This window comes from Nocardioides nitrophenolicus (assembly GCF_016907515.1).
In the GTDB taxonomy this organism is placed as follows: domain Bacteria; phylum Actinomycetota; class Actinomycetes; order Propionibacteriales; family Nocardioidaceae; genus Nocardioides; species Nocardioides nitrophenolicus.
This window is the reverse complement of sequence record NZ_JAFBBY010000001.1, coordinates 2683903-2698651: the sequence shown is the minus strand read 5'-3', so window position 1 is coordinate 2698651 and position 14749 is coordinate 2683903. Positions and strand designations below refer to the sequence as shown.

Annotated in this window: 16 protein-coding genes; 5 read left to right on the top strand and 11 right to left on the bottom strand. The window is 72.3% G+C overall.

Annotated features, from left to right (window positions below; genetic code table 11):
* Nucleotides 1-34: 34 nt before the first annotated feature.
* From JOD66_RS13085 to JOD66_RS13060, 6 genes are all read right to left on the bottom strand, one after another.
* Nucleotides 35-676, bottom strand: a complete 642-nt coding sequence (locus JOD66_RS13085) for a hypothetical protein (protein ID WP_204837296.1) — start codon at nucleotides 674-676, stop codon at nucleotides 35-37.
* A gap of 101 nt (nucleotides 677-777) precedes the next feature.
* On the bottom strand, nucleotides 778-1224 hold the full coding sequence (rplI, locus tag JOD66_RS13080) for a 50S ribosomal protein L9 (protein WP_204837295.1): 447 nt from the start codon (nucleotides 1222-1224) through the stop codon (nucleotides 778-780).
* Nucleotides 1225-1252: 28 nt separating this feature from the next.
* Nucleotides 1253-1489, bottom strand: a complete 237-nt coding sequence (rpsR, locus tag JOD66_RS13075) for a 30S ribosomal protein S18 (RefSeq protein WP_141796553.1) — start codon at nucleotides 1487-1489, stop codon at nucleotides 1253-1255.
* A 72-nt stretch (nucleotides 1490-1561) separates the two neighbouring features.
* Nucleotides 1562-2131 (bottom strand): single-stranded DNA-binding protein, encoded by a 570-nt coding sequence (locus JOD66_RS13070; protein WP_204837294.1) that lies wholly within the window; start codon nucleotides 2129-2131, stop codon nucleotides 1562-1564.
* 124 nt (nucleotides 2132-2255) lie between these two features.
* The gene (gene rpsF, locus JOD66_RS13065) at nucleotides 2256-2543 is read right to left on the bottom strand and encodes a 30S ribosomal protein S6 (RefSeq protein WP_056897082.1); all 288 of its coding nucleotides are present in this window, start codon (nucleotides 2541-2543) and stop codon (nucleotides 2256-2258) included.
* 166 nt (nucleotides 2544-2709) lie between these two features.
* Nucleotides 2710-4701: an FHA domain-containing protein gene (locus tag JOD66_RS13060; RefSeq protein WP_204837293.1), complete on the bottom strand. Its 1992-nt coding sequence runs from the start codon at nucleotides 4699-4701 to the stop codon at nucleotides 2710-2712.
* 122 nt (nucleotides 4702-4823) lie between these two features.
* On the opposite strand from JOD66_RS13060, the gene JOD66_RS13055 reads away from it, so the two are divergent.
* Together JOD66_RS13055 and abmR are read left to right on the top strand one after the other, a co-directional pair.
* Entirely contained in the window at nucleotides 4824-5621 is a 798-nt protein-coding gene (locus tag JOD66_RS13055) for a deoxyribonuclease IV (protein WP_204837292.1), read from the top strand.
* A gap of 54 nt (nucleotides 5622-5675) precedes the next feature.
* Complete coding sequence (gene abmR, locus JOD66_RS13050; protein ID WP_204837291.1) at nucleotides 5676-6197, top strand: ATP-binding transcription factor AbmR; 522 nt, start codon at nucleotides 5676-5678, stop codon at nucleotides 6195-6197.
* Nucleotides 6198-6215: 18 nt separating this feature from the next.
* Here the strand turns inward: abmR and JOD66_RS13045 are convergent, their stop codons facing one another.
* Entirely contained in the window at nucleotides 6216-6614 is a 399-nt protein-coding gene (locus tag JOD66_RS13045) for a winged helix DNA-binding protein (protein ID WP_204837290.1), read from the bottom strand.
* A gap of 137 nt (nucleotides 6615-6751) precedes the next feature.
* Between JOD66_RS13045 and JOD66_RS13040 the strand changes: the two genes are divergently transcribed.
* On the top strand, nucleotides 6752-7882 hold the full coding sequence (locus tag JOD66_RS13040) for a lipid II:glycine glycyltransferase FemX (protein ID WP_204837289.1): 1131 nt from the start codon (nucleotides 6752-6754) through the stop codon (nucleotides 7880-7882).
* Entirely contained in the window at nucleotides 7882-8958 is a 1077-nt protein-coding gene (locus JOD66_RS13035) for an alanine racemase (protein WP_204837288.1), read from the top strand. The genes JOD66_RS13040 and JOD66_RS13035 overlap by 1 nt, the downstream gene beginning before the upstream one ends.
* Here the strand turns inward: JOD66_RS13035 and JOD66_RS13030 are convergent.
* From JOD66_RS13030 to JOD66_RS13015, 4 genes are read right to left on the bottom strand one after another with little or no spacing between them, the layout of a single operon-like run.
* On the bottom strand, nucleotides 8948-10372 hold the full coding sequence (locus JOD66_RS13030; protein ID WP_307823490.1) for a glycosyltransferase family 87 protein: 1425 nt from the start codon (nucleotides 10370-10372) through the stop codon (nucleotides 8948-8950). The two genes, JOD66_RS13035 and JOD66_RS13030, sit on opposite strands and share 11 nt — an antisense overlap.
* Nucleotides 10373-10387: 15 nt before the next feature.
* A complete protein-coding gene (locus tag JOD66_RS13025; RefSeq protein ID WP_307823489.1) occupies nucleotides 10388-12604 on the bottom strand; it encodes a transglycosylase domain-containing protein in 2217 nt (738 codons plus the stop codon).
* A gap of 24 nt (nucleotides 12605-12628) precedes the next feature.
* Nucleotides 12629-13132 (bottom strand): SigE family RNA polymerase sigma factor, encoded by a 504-nt coding sequence (locus tag JOD66_RS13020; protein ID WP_204837287.1) that lies wholly within the window; start codon nucleotides 13130-13132, stop codon nucleotides 12629-12631.
* Nucleotides 13129-14019 carry a hypothetical protein gene (locus tag JOD66_RS13015; protein WP_204837286.1) on the bottom strand — a complete coding sequence of 297 codons (891 nt, stop codon included), beginning with the start codon at nucleotides 14017-14019 and terminating at the stop codon, nucleotides 13129-13131. The genes JOD66_RS13020 and JOD66_RS13015 overlap by 4 nt, the downstream gene beginning before the upstream one ends.
* A 116-nt stretch (nucleotides 14020-14135) precedes the next feature.
* Between JOD66_RS13015 and JOD66_RS13010 the strand changes: the two genes are divergently transcribed.
* The gene (locus JOD66_RS13010; RefSeq protein ID WP_204837285.1) at nucleotides 14136-14729 is read left to right on the top strand and encodes a PadR family transcriptional regulator; all 594 of its coding nucleotides are present in this window, start codon (nucleotides 14136-14138) and stop codon (nucleotides 14727-14729) included.
* The last annotated feature ends 20 nt before the right edge of the window (nucleotides 14730-14749 follow it).

Here is a 14749-nt window from a genome sequence, read left to right as displayed (position 1 = left end):
CCACGACCCGTTCGTCAGATACGCGGGACAGAACTCAGCCCTTGACCGCGGCTAGGATCTTCTCGGCCAGCCCGACGGACTGGTTGAGCGGGTCGCCCTCGTACTCGACGCCGTCCTCGTAGTCGAGGTCGATCTGCAGCAGCACGGTGGCGGTGCAGGCGCGCAGCTCACCCTCGAAGTCCGGCGGGTTGCTCACCTTCCACCAGCCGCCGGTCGCGCCGGCGATGTCGTCGGCCGGGTCGACGACGCCGTCGTCGTCGCGCGGCTGGGGGCAGCCGAAGGCGCCCTTGGTGAAGTCCTCGGGTCCGGTCAGCTTGACGGTCACCTCGGCCAGGCCCTCGGCCTCGAAGGAGCAGTCGTCGCTCGTCCAGGCCAGGCCGCCCTCGGTGTGGTCGTCGCCGCCGACCTCGGGGGCGCCGAAGGACATGCCGTACGCCTCGGCCAGGTCGTCGGCGGTGACCACGTCGCACGCGCCGGGCAGGCCCGCAGCGGCGGTGGTCGGGGGCGGGGTCGGCGCCGAGGTCGGGGTGCTCGGCACCTCGGTGGGCGTCGAGTCCTCGGTCGCGCTGGACGCGTCGGTCGGGGTGTCGGTCGCGTCCGGCTCGTCGTCACCGCAGGCCGCGAGGACCGGGGTGAGCAGCAGCAGGGCGGCAGGCGCCAGCCGTCGTACACGCATGGGGAAGCTCCTGGGTCTCGGGGAAGGAAGGAGGAGTGGGCCAAAACTAACGGCGTGGCCGGTCCCGAGGGGACCGGCCACGCCGTCGTACGTCGATCGGGTCAGCCCGGGATGACGTTGAGGGCCACCGCGGCGGACACCTCGTCGTGGAGCTTGACCGACACCGCGTGGTTGCCCAGCGACTTGATCGGGTTGCCGAGGACGATGGTCCGCTTGTCGATCGCCTCGCCGGCGGCCTCGCCGAGCGCGGCGGCGATGTCGGCGGGGGTGACCGCACCGAACAGGCGGCCGCCCTGGCCGGCCTTGACCTTGACGTCGACCGGCGAGCCCTCGAGCTTGGCCTTCAGCTCGGCGGCGTGGGCCTCGTCGCGGACGGCACGGGCCGAGCGAGCGGCCTTGATCGAGTCGGCCTGGGCCTGGGCACCGCGGGTCCACCGGATGCCGAAGCCGCGGGGGATGAGGTAGTTGCGGCCGTAGCCGTCCTTGACCTCCACCACGTCACCGGCAGCGCCGAGGTTCTCGACCTCCTGCGTCAGGATGATCTTCATGAGTTCAGCTCTCCTTCTCTGACTCTGCTCAGCGACCGGCGGAGGTGTAGGGCAGCAGCGCGACCTCGCGGGCGTTCTTCACCGCGATCGCGACGTCCCGCTGGTGCTGGACGCAGTTGCCGGTCACCCGACGGGCGCGGATCTTGCCGCGGTCGGAGATGAACTTCTTCAGAAGGGCGGTGTCCTTGTAGTCGACACCGGTGGCCTTCTCCTTGCAGAACTGGCAAACCTTCTTCTTCGGCTTGCGGACGACTGCCTTCGCCATTGTGGTGCTCCTCCTCAGAGCCCGGCCGCGTCAGTCAAACGAACGGCCGGAATGGTTGGATTGTGATGCTGGTCAGAACGGGGGCTCGTCGCTCGACGAGACGCCCGGCGCGGCCCACGGGTCGTTGGCCGGGGCGCCGCCCCCGTAGTTGGAACCGCCACCCTGGTTGCCGCCGCCGGACGGGGCGCTGCCCCACGGGTCCTGACCCGCGGGACGACCGCCGCCACCCTGGTTGCCGCCACCCTGGCCGCCGCCGTAGCCGCCGCCACCGCCGGAGCGGCTCGCGCGGGTCACCTTGGCGGTGGCCCAGGTGAGCGACGGGCCGATCTCGTCGACCTGCAGCTCGTTGACGGTGCGCTTCTCGCCCTCGCGGGTCTCGTAGGAGCGCGACACCAGACGGCCCTGCACGACGACGCGCATGCCCTTCTGGAGGGACTCGGCGACGTTCTCCGCGACCTGGCGCCAGACCGAGCAGCGCAGGAAGAGGGTGTCCCCGTCCTTCCACTCGTTGGTCTGGCGGTCGAAGGAACGCGGCGTCGAGGCCACCGTGAAGTTGGCGACAGCCGCGCCCGACGGGGTGAAGCGAAGCTCCGGGTCGTCGGTGAGGTTGCCGATGACGGTGATGACGGTGTCGCCAGCCATGGTGGTCTCCTGTGCGGTGGGGTTCAGTGGCCCGCCCGGGTCAGTCCCGGGCAACGGACCCCATGGTGTCCCGTGGCTCCGACAATGAACAGTCGGCTTCCACAGGACGGGGTCCGGGGCTGCCTCAGACGGTGGGTCGCAGGACCTTGGTCCGCAGCACGGACTCGTTGAGGGTGAGCTGACGGTCGAGCTCGTCGACGGTCGCCGGAGCGGCGGTCAGCTTGATGATCGCGTAGATGCCCTCGGCGTTCTTCTTGATCTCGTACGCCAGGCGGCGCTTGCCCCACACGTCGACGTTGTCGACCGTGCCGCCGTCGTTGCGGACGACGTTCAGGTACTTGTCGAGCGACGGCTGAACCGTCCGCTCGTCGAGGCTCGGGTCGAGGATGACCACGACTTCGTAGTTGCGCAAAGCGGTCTCCACCTCCTCTGGACTCAGGCGGCCGTGGACTTTCCACGGCAGGAGGGCCTTGCTTGCCCGCTGGTTCGGCCCAGCGGACGGTACGGCGCCAGCGGCACCGGACGGGACAGGCTAACAGCGCCCGCCCGCCCGGACCGAATCCCGCCGACCCGGCGCGCTAGCCGAAGATCACCGGGTTCTGGATCTGGGTGTCGTCGATGGCCAGGACCGCGATCGCCCCCGCCAGCCCCTCCGGTACGTCGAGCGACACCGCCGCGCACACGTCGTCCGAGCCGAGGTTCCACGAGCCGTCGAGCGAGCCGAGCAGCTCCCCCTGCGGGTTGTAGAGCTCGATGGTGAACGGCGTGCCGTCCGGCAGTCCCGTGACCGCGAAGTGCGCGTACAGGGTCGCCGGGAGGGTGACCCCGCTGAGCACCTGCGGGTCGTCGAGGGTGCTCGTGGTCGAGCAGTCGCTGTTGCCGTCAACCGACCATCCGGACGGCGCGGCGGTGGCCTGGCCCATCGGGTCGGCCGGCGGCTCCGGCACGTCGTCGAGGTAGGGCGAGACGTACTCGGGGTCGCCGCCCTTCTTCGCGATCTCGACGATGTCGGAGGTCAGGTTGACCGGCCGGATCCGCGCGGAGCCGCCGGTGAACGCGCCGCCCTCGCCGCTGTCGCCGACGGTGGACTCGGTGACCACGGCGCTGTTGATGCCGACCAGCTCGCCGTCGTCGTTGATCGAGGCGCCGCCGGAGTTGCCGGAGCCGATCCGGATGTCGCTGTCGATCCAGGCCCGGTTGCCGGGCACCGCGGCCTCCTTGAGGAAGGTCGACACGACACCGCGGGTCACGGTCAGCGCCCGGTCCAGCCCGTCGTCGGACGCGACGTGCGCGACCGCCGGGAAGCCCAGCGCGGTGAGCTCGTCGCCGGTGCGCAGGTCGTCGCTGTCGCCGAGCGGGACCGGCGGCGGCAGGTCGAGCTTCTCGTCGTCGATCTCCTTGCCGTCGGCGTCGGCGGTGATCTTGAGGACCGCGAGGTCGAGCACGCCGTCGGCGACGATCGCCTCGGCGGAGTACGACGGCGCGGCCGGCTTGTCGTCCTCGGCGGAGGTGAGCGCGACCAGGAGGCCCGCGGGATCCTCCGAGTCGCCCTGCTGGCCGGGCGCGCTCGGCTTGCCGACGTGGGCATTGGTGAGGATCAGCCCGTCCTCGCTGATGATCGTGCCGGAGCCGGTGTAGAGCGGGTCGCCGCCGTCGTCGACGGCGATGATCAGCACGCTGGCGAGCTTGGCCCGGTCCAGCTCCTCGGTGCTCAGCCCGGCGGTCTCGGTGGGGCCGTCGTCCTTGCCGGAGTCGTCACCGCCGAGCAGGACGGCGGCGCTGACGCCGCCGCCGACGAGGACCAGCACGCCGACGACGCCCGCGACGAGGGCAGCGGTGCGCTTGCGCTTCTTCTTCGCGATCGACTTCTGCGCGGCGCCCGCCGCCACGATCGGGACCACCTCGACCTCGGCGCCCGCCGTGGGGTGGCCGAGCATCAGCGTGGTCGGCTCCTCGAGCTTGCGCTGGGCGACCCGGTCCTCCTCGAGGAAGGTGCCGGCGGTCGACCGGTCGACGTACCACCAGCCGTCGGGGCGGCCCTCGACCACACCGTGCAGGCGGGAGACGGACGGGTCGTCGACCACGACCTCGCTGACCGGGTCGCGGCCGATCCGGACCACCACCCCGGGTGGGAACCGCTTGGAGACGCCGCCGACCCGCACCAGCAGCCCGGGGCCGCTGACGTAGCCCGGTCCGGCCGGGCCGACGCCGGGCAGCACGGTCTGCTGGAGTGCCGCCGGCGGCATCGTGGCGGGGTCGGGCGCGGCGGGACGGGCGACGCCGGCCGGCGTCAGCACCACCTCCTCGCCGTTCACACCGCCGAAGCGGACGGTGGTCGGCCCGGTGAGCCGCACCTCCGTGACGCGGGTGCCGTTGAGGAAGGTGCCGCCGCTCGAGCCGATGTCGACGAGCACCCAGCCGGAGCCGTCGGAGCGCAGCTGGGCGTGCTGGCGGGAGGCGGACGGCGCCGTGAGGACGAGGTCGGAGCCGGTGTCGCGTCCGATGCTGACGACGCGCGGCTCCTCGAACGACCAGGTCCGGCCGCCCGCGGAGACATGGAGGGTGGTCACGCGAGGACGTTAATGCCCTCGCGCGCGCTCCACGAGCATTCCTGGCCAACCCGGGACAGCCGCAGGACAAGGACGGGACACACCAGGACCGCGCTGTCCGACCCCGTCCCTACGATGGCGCCATGAGCGAGCTGCGCATCGGAGCCCATGTCGACCAGACCGACCCGATCGCCGAGGCGGCCGCGCGCAACGCCCCGTTGGTGCAGTTCTTCCTCGGCAACCCGCAGTCCTACAAGGGCCCCGTGCTGTCGTACGACGGCGGCCCGGCCGCGCTCCGGGCCGCGGCCGAGGCGGCGGGCGTCGACCTCTACGTGCACGCGCCGTACCTGATCAACGTCGCGACCACCAACAACCGGCAGCGGATCCCGAGCCGCAAGCTCCTGCAGCAGCACATGGACGCCGCCGCCGAGCTCGGCGCGAAGGGACTGATCGTCCACGGCGGTCACGTCACCGACGAGGACGACCCCGCCAAGGGCTTCGACAACTGGCGCAAGGCCATCGAGGCCACCGACCTCAAGATCCCGCTGCTGATCGAGAACACCGCGGGCGGCACCAACGCGATGACCCGCTATCTCGACCGGATCAAGGGCACCTGGGACGCGATCGCGTCCGCCGAGGGTGCCGACATGGTCGGCTTCTGCCTCGACACCTGCCACGCCCACGCCGGCGGCAACGCGCTCGAGACGATCGTCGACGACGTGCGCGCCATCACCGGCCGGATCGACCTGGTCCACGCCAACGACAGCCGCGACGCCTTCGACTCCGGCGCCGACCGCCACGCCAACTTCGGCTCCGGCCAGATCGACCCCGACCTGCTCGCCCAGGTGGTCCGCGACGCGGGCGCGCCGGTGGTGTGCGAGACGCCGGGCGGGGCCGACGAGCACGTCGCCGACTTCGCCTGGCTGCGCGAGCGGGTCTGAGCTCTCGCCATCCGAGCCCTTGCGCTCGCGCCGTTCCGGCGTAATCTCAATTACATGATTACAACGGAGCAGCGCGAGCAGATCCAGGGCTGGTTCGCCGGCCGGCTGCCGGAGGACCTCTTCGAGTCCCTGGTGGAGGTCACCGTCGACCGCGAGGAGATCACCGTCATCGGCCGCATCGCGGCCCCCGAGCTCGCCGCGGACGCCTCGGCGACCGCGCGCGAGGCCGCGGCCCAGGGCCGGATCCAGGAGTTCCGCGAGCGCACCCGCGACACCCGGATCGCCATCGCCCGGGAGGCCGAGCGCCAGTACGACCAGAAGGTCGCCTGGGGGGTCGAGTGCGACGGCACCCGCGTCCTGTTCACCCACCTGGCGGTGCCGACCATGACCCGGCTGCGCCAGCCGGAGCGCGCGGTCCTCGACACCCTGATCGCGGCCGGCGTCGCCCGCAGCCGCAGCGAGGCGCTGGCGTGGTGCGTCCGGCTCGTCCAGCGGCACGCCGACGACTGGCTCGGCGAGCTGCGCGACTCGCTCGAGCACGTCCAGCGGGTCCGGGCCCAGGGACCGGACGCCTAGCGCCCGTCCTAGCGCCCGCTACCCACCAGCCCGGGCGTCGAACCAGCCCAGGTTGGTGGCGACCTGCTCGAGCGAGCCGAGCAGCGCGTCGTACTGCTCCGGCGAGAGGCCCTCGGCCGCTCGCTCCGCGACCACCTGCACCGGCCCGGACTGGAGCTCGGCGACCCGCTCGCTCCCGTCCGGAGTGAGCCGGTACTCCCCACTGCGGTGCTCGACGAGCCCACCCGAGACGAGGCTCGCGAGCGCCGGCAGCAGGTCCTCCGCGACGTCCTCGGCCACGGCGCCGTGCTCGAGGCGACCCAGCGCGTGCCACTCGCGCCGGCTCAGGCCCCGGGCGGCGACCGCGTCCTCGACCTGCTCCTCGAGGAGTCGATCGAGCGTGGTCAGCCAGTAGCCGAGAGGTCGAGGTGCGGTCATGACCCGGTACCCCGCTCGGTGGTCGGGATTCATCACGGGATGTAGGCGAACCCCTGCTTCCCCCGTGGAACTCCACGACAGAAGCAGCCACTCGCCTACATCCCGTGGTGAATCCCCCGCCCGATAGGTTGGTGTCCATGCCCAGCGTGCGCCCGATCAGCCCGACCGAGCACCGCGACCACCTCGCCACGCTGCCGTCGGCCAGCTTCCTGCAGACCCCCGGGTGGGCACGGGTGAAGAGCGAGTGGCGCAGCGAGTCGCTGGGTTGGTTCGACGACGCGGGGCAGCAGGTCGGCGTCGCGCTGGTGCTCTACCGGAAGCTGCCGAAGCTCAACCGCTACCTCGCCTACCTGCCCGAGGGCCCGGTCATCGACTGGAGCTCCGACGACCTCGGCTCCTGGCTCGATCCGATGGTGCGGCACCTGAGGACGCAGGGCGCGTTCGCGGTCCGCATCGGGCCGCCGGTGGTCACCCGGCGCTGGACCACCGCCCAGGTCAAGGACGGCATCGCCGACCCCGCCGTACGGCTGCTCGGCCAGATCCCGCCCGCGGAGCGCACGCCCGCGGGCGCGCGGGTGGTCGCCCAGCTCCACGAGCTCGGCTGGCGGCACCAGGGGGTCGAGGGCGGGTTCGCGGCGGGACAGCCGCAGTTCGTCTTCCAGATCCCGCTCCGCGCCGCCGACGGCACCCCGCGCAGCGAGGACGACGTCCTCAAGGGCATGAACCAGCTCTGGCGCCGCAACATCAAGAAGGCCGCCAAGGAGGGCGTCGAGGTGACCCGCGGCGGCCGCGACGACCTGGCGGCGTTCCACGAGCTCTACGTCCACACCGCCCAGCGCGACCACTTCACCCCGCGCCCGCTGCGCTACTTCGAGACGATGTACGACGCCCTGAGCGCCGACGCCCCCGAGCGCTTCACGCTCTGGCTGGCCCGCCACGACGGCGACCTGGTCGCGTCCACGATCGCGATCCGGGTCGGCGAGCACGCCTGGTACTCCTACGGCGCCTCGTCCACCGAGAAACGCGAGGTGCGCGGCTCCAACGCGATCCAGTGGGCGATGATCCGCGACGCGATCGCCGCCGGCGCGGCGGTCTACGACCTGCGCGGCATCACCGAGACCCTCGACGCCGACGATCCCCACGTCGGGCTGATCCAGTTCAAGGTCGGCACCGGCGGCGAGGCGGTCGAGTACGCCGGCGAGTGGGACCTGCCGGTCAACCGGGCGCTCTACAAGGCGTTCCAGCTCTACCTGCAGCGGAGGGGCTGATGAGTCTCACCCTCACCGTCGACGGCCCCCGCTGGCGCGCCCACCTGGAGCAGGTGGCCGCCGCCAACCCCGGTCTCGTCCCGGTCGCCAAGGGCAACGGCTACGGCTTCACGCTGGGGCGCCTGGCGCGCCGGACCCAGTGGCTGGCCGAGCGCGGGCACGACGTCCGCGCCCTCGCCGTCGGCACCTACGACGAGCTCCCGGAGGTCGCCCAGCGCTGGGCCGGCGACCTGCTGGTGCTGACCCCGTGGCGCCCCTGGGTGCCGCTCCCGGACGCCGCCACGAGCCGGCGGCTGGTCCACACCGTCAGCCGGCTCTGCGACCTGCGCGAGCTGCTGCACGCCGACCCGGCGGCCCGGGTCGTGCTCGAGCGGATGACCTCGATGCGCCGCCACGGCATGGCCGCCCGCGAGCTGTGGGAGGCCGGCGACCTGCTCCGCAAGCACCCCGGTGCCCGGGTCGAGGGGCTCGCGCTGCACCTGCCCCTCGGGCAGGGCACCCACCTCGGCGAGGTGACCCGGCTGGTCAACGACTTCGTCGCCGCCGAGATCCCCACCCGGGGTGTCCCCCAGGTCTGGGTCAGCCACCTGACCGACGCCGAGCTGACCACCCTGCGCACCCAGTACGGCGACTTCGCGATCCGGCCCCGGATCGGCACCGGCCTGTGGCTCGGCGACCGGGGCGCGCTGCGCGTCACCGCGACCGTGCTCGACGTGCATCCCGTCGAGCGCGGCGACGCGTTCGGCTACCGCGGCCGGACCGCCCCCAAGTCCGGACACGTGCTGGTCGTCAGCGGCGGCACCGCCCACGGCATCGGCCTCGAGGCGCCCACCGGCGAGCAGTCGATCAAGGCCCGCGCCGCGACCCTGGCGCGGGGCGGCCTGGACGCGGTCGGGTTCGTCCGCTCGCCGTACGCCATCGACGGCAAGCAGCGGCTCTTCGCCGAGCCGCCGCACATGCAGGCCTCGATGCTGTTCGTGCCCCACGGCGCCCGGGTGCCCGAGGTGGGCGAGGACGTCGACGTCCGGGTCCGCTACACCGCCACCGCGTTCGACCGGGTCGTCGTCACCGACTGAGCGAGCCGGCCCCGACCGTCTCGACCCGCTCCAGCGCGACCGGGTCGTGGTCGGGCCGGTAGAGGTCGCGCACGATGACCGCGGCGAGGTACAGCTCGCCGAGCACCCGCACCACGATGCCGACCCAGTAGAAGCCGGCGTCGCCGCCGCCGGTCGGGGCGAGGTAGCCGCCGAGGTACCACCACACCGTGCAGAAGTAGAAGACCTCGCAGGCCTGCCACACCAGCTGGTCACGCCACCGCGGCCGGGCCAGCACCGCGAGGGGGAGCAGCCACAGCACGTACTGCGGCGAGTACACCTTGTTGACCAGCAGGAAGCCGACGACGATCAGGTAGCCCAGCTGGGCCAGCCGCGGCACCCGGTCGATGCCGGCGGCCCGCCGCCCGGCGGTCATCCCGATCGCGAAGACGCCGAGGCACCACGCGCCGAACAGCGCCCACGACCACACGTTGACGGTGTGCGCCGAGATCGCGAGGTCGCCGGCCTGGTCGAGCACCAGCCACAGCGAGCCCAGGTCGGCCTTCCGTTCGGCGTTGAACGACCAGAACACGTGCCACTGCTCCGGCCCGGAGAGGTACGCCGGCGCGTTGGCCACCACCCACGCGACCACCGCCCAGAGCGCGGTCACCACGAACCGGCCCGGCCGCCGCCGGCGCAGGCAGATCACCAGCACGGCGCCGAGCAGGAACAGCGGGTACAGCTTGGCGGCGGTGCCGAGGCCGATCAGCACGCCGGTCAGCACCGGCCGCTCGCGCGACCACGCCCACAGCGCGCCGGCCACCAGCGCGACGGCGAGCAGGTCCCAGTTGATCAGCCCGGTCAGCAGCAGCGCGGGGGAGAGGGCGAAGGCCGCGGCGTCCCACGGCCGCGCGCGATGCACGCCCGCCAGCAGCCAGACCGCCAACAGCGCGAGCGCGGCGAAGCCGACGGCGTTGACGAGCAGGAAGATGCTCTCCTCGTCCTGGACCTCCGGGTCGCCGTACAGGTCCTCGACGGGCTGCTTGTAGCGCGCGGAGACGTCGGGGGAGCCGTTGAGCCAGTGCGTGACCCACGCGGTGCCCCAGGCCCAGTAGGCGATGCCGACGGGGTACTCCATCACCTTGTAGCGCGCCCGGGTCTGCTCGTCGTCGGAGTACGGCCAGGCGTGCTCGGCCAGCCCTCGCGGCACGTACAGCGGCTTGAGGTCGGTGTAGCACATGTGGGAGTAGGTCCAGTTCTGGTCGTGTCCCTCCGCGAGGGAGCACGGCGCCTTCTGGACCAGTCCGGCCGCGAAGACCAGCGCGGTGAGCAGCAGGAGCACCCGGGTCGGCGTCCACCACCGGTGCGGCGCGGCGTGGTCGCCCATCGGGCCGCCGACGACCTCGCTCAGCGCCGTGACGACGCCGTCGTCACGGGTGGGGTGGACGTGGGTCACCGAGCCGTCCTGGGCCTAGTCGCGCACGCGCGGACTGCCGACGGTCGCCGGCGCCGTCGGGGTCACGGGAGGCGTGGTCGGCGGCGCCTCGGTGGTCGGCGGCGGGGCCTCCGTGGTCGGCGGAGGCGGAGGCGGCAGCTCCGGCTCCTGGGTCTTGATGGTCTTCGGCTCCTTGGGCTTCTTGGTCTTCTTCGGCGGCGGGGGCGGCGGCGGCACGTACTCGTGGCCGTCGCTGGGCGCCTCGCCCTTGACGTACGCCGCGCCCGGCAGGCTCTCGACGTCCTCGCCCTCGAGCGCGCGGGTCATCACCGCGGTCCAGGTCTCCGCGGGATAGGAGCCGCCGAAGTACGACGGCAGCCAGTCCTTGAGCTGCTCGTTGCCCTTGCCGCGCACGTACATCACCGCGGTCGCCAGCTGCGGGGTGTAGCCGACGAACCACGCCGAGGAGACCTCGCCGTTGCCGTTGGTCGCCGTGCCGGTCTTCCCGCCGGCGGGGCGGCGCAGGCCGAGCGCGGCCGAGCCGGAGCCGGCCTTGACGACCTGCTGCAGGGCGTAGCCGACGTCGTCGGAGATGCCCTCGGAGAGGGCCTCGTGGGTGGCGAGCTTGTGGTCGAAGCGGACCACGCCGTCGCGGTCGACGACCTTCTCGATGATGTAGGCCTCGGCCGCGACACCGCGGTTGGCGATGGTCGCGTAGCCGTTGGCCATGTTGATCGGGCTGACCGTCTGCGAGCCCAGCGCGACGCCCGTGTTGGGCTGCAGGCCGGGGCTCGAGGTCGGGATGCCGTACGCCGGCGAGGCGGGCTCGGCCGGCGGGATCCCCATCGCGTTGGCGGTGCGGATGATCTGCTTGGGCCCGTCGGGCATCGCCAGCGTCATGTCGATGTAGGCGGTGTTGATCGAGTCCTGGGTGGCCTTGATCAGGTTGACCCGGCCGTAGCTGCGGTCACCCTGGTTCTCCACCGGACGGCCGCCGCCCGGCAGGTCGTAGGGCGAGTTGCCGTCGAAGGTGTCCTTGAGCTCGAAGCCGGACTCGATCGCCGCGGCGAGCGCGAAGGGCTTGAACGTCGAGCCGGCCTGGCCTCCGGCGACCGCCCAGTTGATCTGGGACTCCAGGTAGTCCTGGCCGCCGTAGAAGCCGCGCACCGCGCCCGTGCCGGGCTCCACCGAGGCGACCGCGACGTGGAGCTGCTTGGGCCCGAAGCCCTCGGGGCGCTGCTCGGCGACGCCCTCGGCGGCCGCGGTCATCGCCTTCTTGGTGAACGTGGTGGTGACCTGGAGGCCGCCGCCGTTGATCTCCTGCTCGCTGAACCCGAGCCGGATCAGCTCCTTGCGGACCATGGTCAGCGCGTGGCCGCGCTGGCCGCCGTACTGCGCGCTCTGCTTGATCTGCGGGAACTTCGGCAGCGCCTCGCGCGCCTGGGACACCTCACCGGCCGGGGCGGTGCCCATCTTGTCCATCGAGTCGAGCACGTACTGGTAGCGGCCGAGCAGGCGCTGGGCGACGTCCTCGCCGTCCGCGGGGTCGAGCCCGTTGGGGTTGTTGAGGATCGCGGCCAGGGCGGCGGACTGCTTGAGGTTGAGGTCGGCGGCGTTCTTGGCGAAGTACGCCTGGGCCGCGGCCTGGATGCCGTAGGCACCGCGGCCGAAGTAGATGGTGTTGAGGTAGCCCTCGAGCACCTCCTGCTTGCTCAGCTGGTTCTTGACCTTGAGCGAGAGGATCGCTTCCTTGAGCTTGCGCTTCCAGGTGCGCTCCTGGGTGAGGTACAGGATCTTGACGTACTGCTGGGTGATCGTCGACGCACCCTGGGTGGCGTTGCCCTGGGCGTTGCTGAACGCCGCGCGCAGGATGCCCTTGGGGTCCAGACCGTTGTCGGTCCAGAAGGTCTGGTTCTCGGCCGCGACCACGGCGTCCTTCATGGTCTGCGGCATCTCGTCGTAGTCGATCGCATCGCGCTTCTGCACCGCGAACTGACCGAGCTTGCCCTTGCCGTCGGAGTAGTAGACCTGGGTGGTCTCGGTGAGGTACTCGGCGTTGGGCTTGGGGATGTCGATCGACCGGTAGGCGATGAAGAAGCCGGCCGCGCCCAGCAGCGCCATCACCACGCAGGCGATGAGCCCCCAGATGGTGAACCTCTTGAGCCGCTGCTTCCAGGTCCGCGGCGTGCGGTCCTTGGTGCGCGACTTCGACCGCTTGGTCGGCGCTCCGGACTTCCGTTTTCCCTGAACCACGCAGGACAGGGTACGGCGCGCCGCTCAGCCGACCGATTTCCGACTGATCTGCCCCCGCAGCGCCGCGAGCGCCCGGGACGACTGGCTCTTGACCGTCCCCTCCGCGATCCCGAGCTCGGCGGCCGTCTCGGCGACCGACAGCCCGAGCCAGTGCCGCAGCACCACCACCCGACGCTGCATCGGTGGCAGCGCCCGCACCGCCGCCAGCAGGTCGGTGCGCTCGGCGACGCCCAGGCCGTCCCGGGCCGCGGCGTCGTGGCCGTCCAGGCCCGGCCGCTCCCGGCGCCACGGCCGGCGCCGCTCGTCGAGGTCGGCGTTGACGATGATCCGGCGCACGTACGCCAGCTCGGTGCCCGCGGCGTGCAGCCGCGGCCAGCTCACGTAGAGCTTGGCCAGCGCGGTCTGCAGCACGTCCTCGGCCCGGTCCCACTCGCCGGCGCACACGGCGTACGCGATCCGGCGCAGCCGGACCTGGTGGGCCTCGACGAAGGCCGTGAAGGCGGCGTCGCGCTCCTCCCGCGAGCTCACCGCAGCCCCTCGCCGGAGGCGTACCGCTCGCGGGCGTAGGCGAGGAAGGCCGCGAGCGTCGGCTCGGGAAGCCGCTCCGCGTCGACCGGGATCGCGTCGGTGGGCCCGCCCCCGGTCTGCCGGGCGAGCACGAACGCCACCCGCCCGTCGACGACCACCTTGGCCACCGCGGTCCGGTCGCCGGGCGCGGCGAAGCCGGGGAGCCCGCGGAGGTCCTGGTCGGGCCACTGCCGCAGGATCCGCACGCCCACCCCGGGGGTCAGGGTGCCGTCGGCCGCGAACGCGACATAGCCCTCCGGCTCGGTGCCGCGCTGCAGGTCGACCATGTCGTCCAGCCACTGCTCGAAGCGCGGGTGCCGCGACCCGGCCGGGTCCCAGGACGCGCCGCCGCCGTCGACGGTGTGGTCGAGGAGGTACCAGTAGGTGCGGTCGCCGTCGGTCACCACGAGACCGGCCGACGCCTCCGGCGCGACCCGGTCGAGCGGGTTCGGCACCTCCCGCACGACCCGCCAGCCGCGGCGCAGCACGACGTTGCCGTGGCCGTCGTAGCCGACCTGCTGGCCGGGCACGAGCACGTCGGAGACCTTCTCGGCCGGCTCCGTCGGCTCCGTCGGCGCGGTCGGCTCGGCCTCCGTCGCGGTCGGGGTCGGCTGCTGGACCACCGGCGTGGGATCGGGCGTGCTCCGGGGAGCGGCGCCGTCGGGGAGCAGGGCGACCGTGACAGCGGCGGCCGCCAGCACCGCCCCCGCGGCGCCGAGCCGCAGCCGCCGGTTGCGCAGCCGGCGGCGGCCGGCCGCGACGTAGCCGCCGGGCTCGCGCGGGGCCGGCTCGTCGTCGTACCCCGCCTCGAGGGCGGCCGCCACCTGGTCCCACACGTCCGTGCTCATGTCCCTCCTACGGAGCGAACCGCCGATCGGTTGCAGGCGGGTGCCGAGCACCCGTCCCGACACTCCCGATCCATCGCGAGTTCACGTCCTGCGGATATATCGCTACGATAGATCGCATGGCACGGCGCGGGGACACCATCGAGCTCGCAGTCCTCGGACTGCTGCACGAGGGACCCATGCACGGCTACGAGCTGCGCAAGCGGCTCAACCTGATGCTGGGCTGGGGCCGGCTGCTGTCGTACGGCTCGCTCTATCCCGCGCTGAAGAAGATGCTCCGTGGCAACCTCATCGAGGAGACCGTGCCCTCGGGTCCCCAGACCCGTCGGCAGCGGATCGTCTACCAGGTGACCGACCTGGGCACCGAGGAGTTCTCGCGCCTGATGTCGGAGGTGGGTCCGACCGCTTGGGAGGACGACAACTTCGACATCCGGTTCCGGTTCTTCTCCTCCACCGACATGGAGATCCGGCTGCGCGTCCTCGAGGGACGTCGCTCCCGGCTCCAGGAGCGGCTCGACCGCGTCCAGCGCGAGCTGGCCATGACGCAGGCCGAGGCCGACCGGTACGCCGCCGAGCTGCAGCGTCACGGGGTGGAGTCGGTCGAGCGCGAGGTCCGGTGGCTCTCCGAGCTCATCAACGCCGAGCGCACCGGCCAGCAGGCAGCACCCGGACCGGAGACGCCGACCTCAGCAGCACCGTCGACGCCGTCCTGACCGGTACCGCACCACGGAAC

Excerpts from the sequence above, each read along its gene's own strand:
- JOD66_RS13085 (WP_204837296.1), bottom strand. The coding sequence starts at position 676 with ATGCGTGTACGACGGCTGGCGCCTGCCGCCCTGCTGCTGCTCACCCCG.
- rplI (WP_204837295.1), bottom strand. The coding sequence starts at position 1,224 with ATGAAGATCATCCTGACGCAGGAGGTCGAGAACCTCGGCGCTGCCGGT.
- rpsR (WP_141796553.1), bottom strand. The coding sequence starts at position 1,489 with ATGGCGAAGGCAGTCGTCCGCAAGCCGAAGAAGAAGGTTTGCCAGTTC.
- JOD66_RS13070 (WP_204837294.1), bottom strand. The coding sequence starts at position 2,131 with ATGGCTGGCGACACCGTCATCACCGTCATCGGCAACCTCACCGACGAC.
- JOD66_RS13055 (WP_204837292.1), top strand. The coding sequence starts at position 4,824 with ATGAGCGAGCTGCGCATCGGAGCCCATGTCGACCAGACCGACCCGATC.
- abmR (WP_204837291.1), top strand. The coding sequence starts at position 5,676 with ATGATTACAACGGAGCAGCGCGAGCAGATCCAGGGCTGGTTCGCCGGC.
- JOD66_RS13045 (WP_204837290.1), bottom strand. The coding sequence starts at position 6,614 with ATGACCGCACCTCGACCTCTCGGCTACTGGCTGACCACGCTCGATCGA.
- JOD66_RS13040 (WP_204837289.1), top strand. The coding sequence starts at position 6,752 with ATGCCCAGCGTGCGCCCGATCAGCCCGACCGAGCACCGCGACCACCTC.
- JOD66_RS13035 (WP_204837288.1), top strand. The coding sequence starts at position 7,882 with ATGAGTCTCACCCTCACCGTCGACGGCCCCCGCTGGCGCGCCCACCTG.
- JOD66_RS13015 (WP_204837286.1), bottom strand. The coding sequence starts at position 14,019 with ATGAGCACGGACGTGTGGGACCAGGTGGCGGCCGCCCTCGAGGCGGGG.
- JOD66_RS13010 (WP_204837285.1), top strand. The coding sequence starts at position 14,136 with ATGGCACGGCGCGGGGACACCATCGAGCTCGCAGTCCTCGGACTGCTG.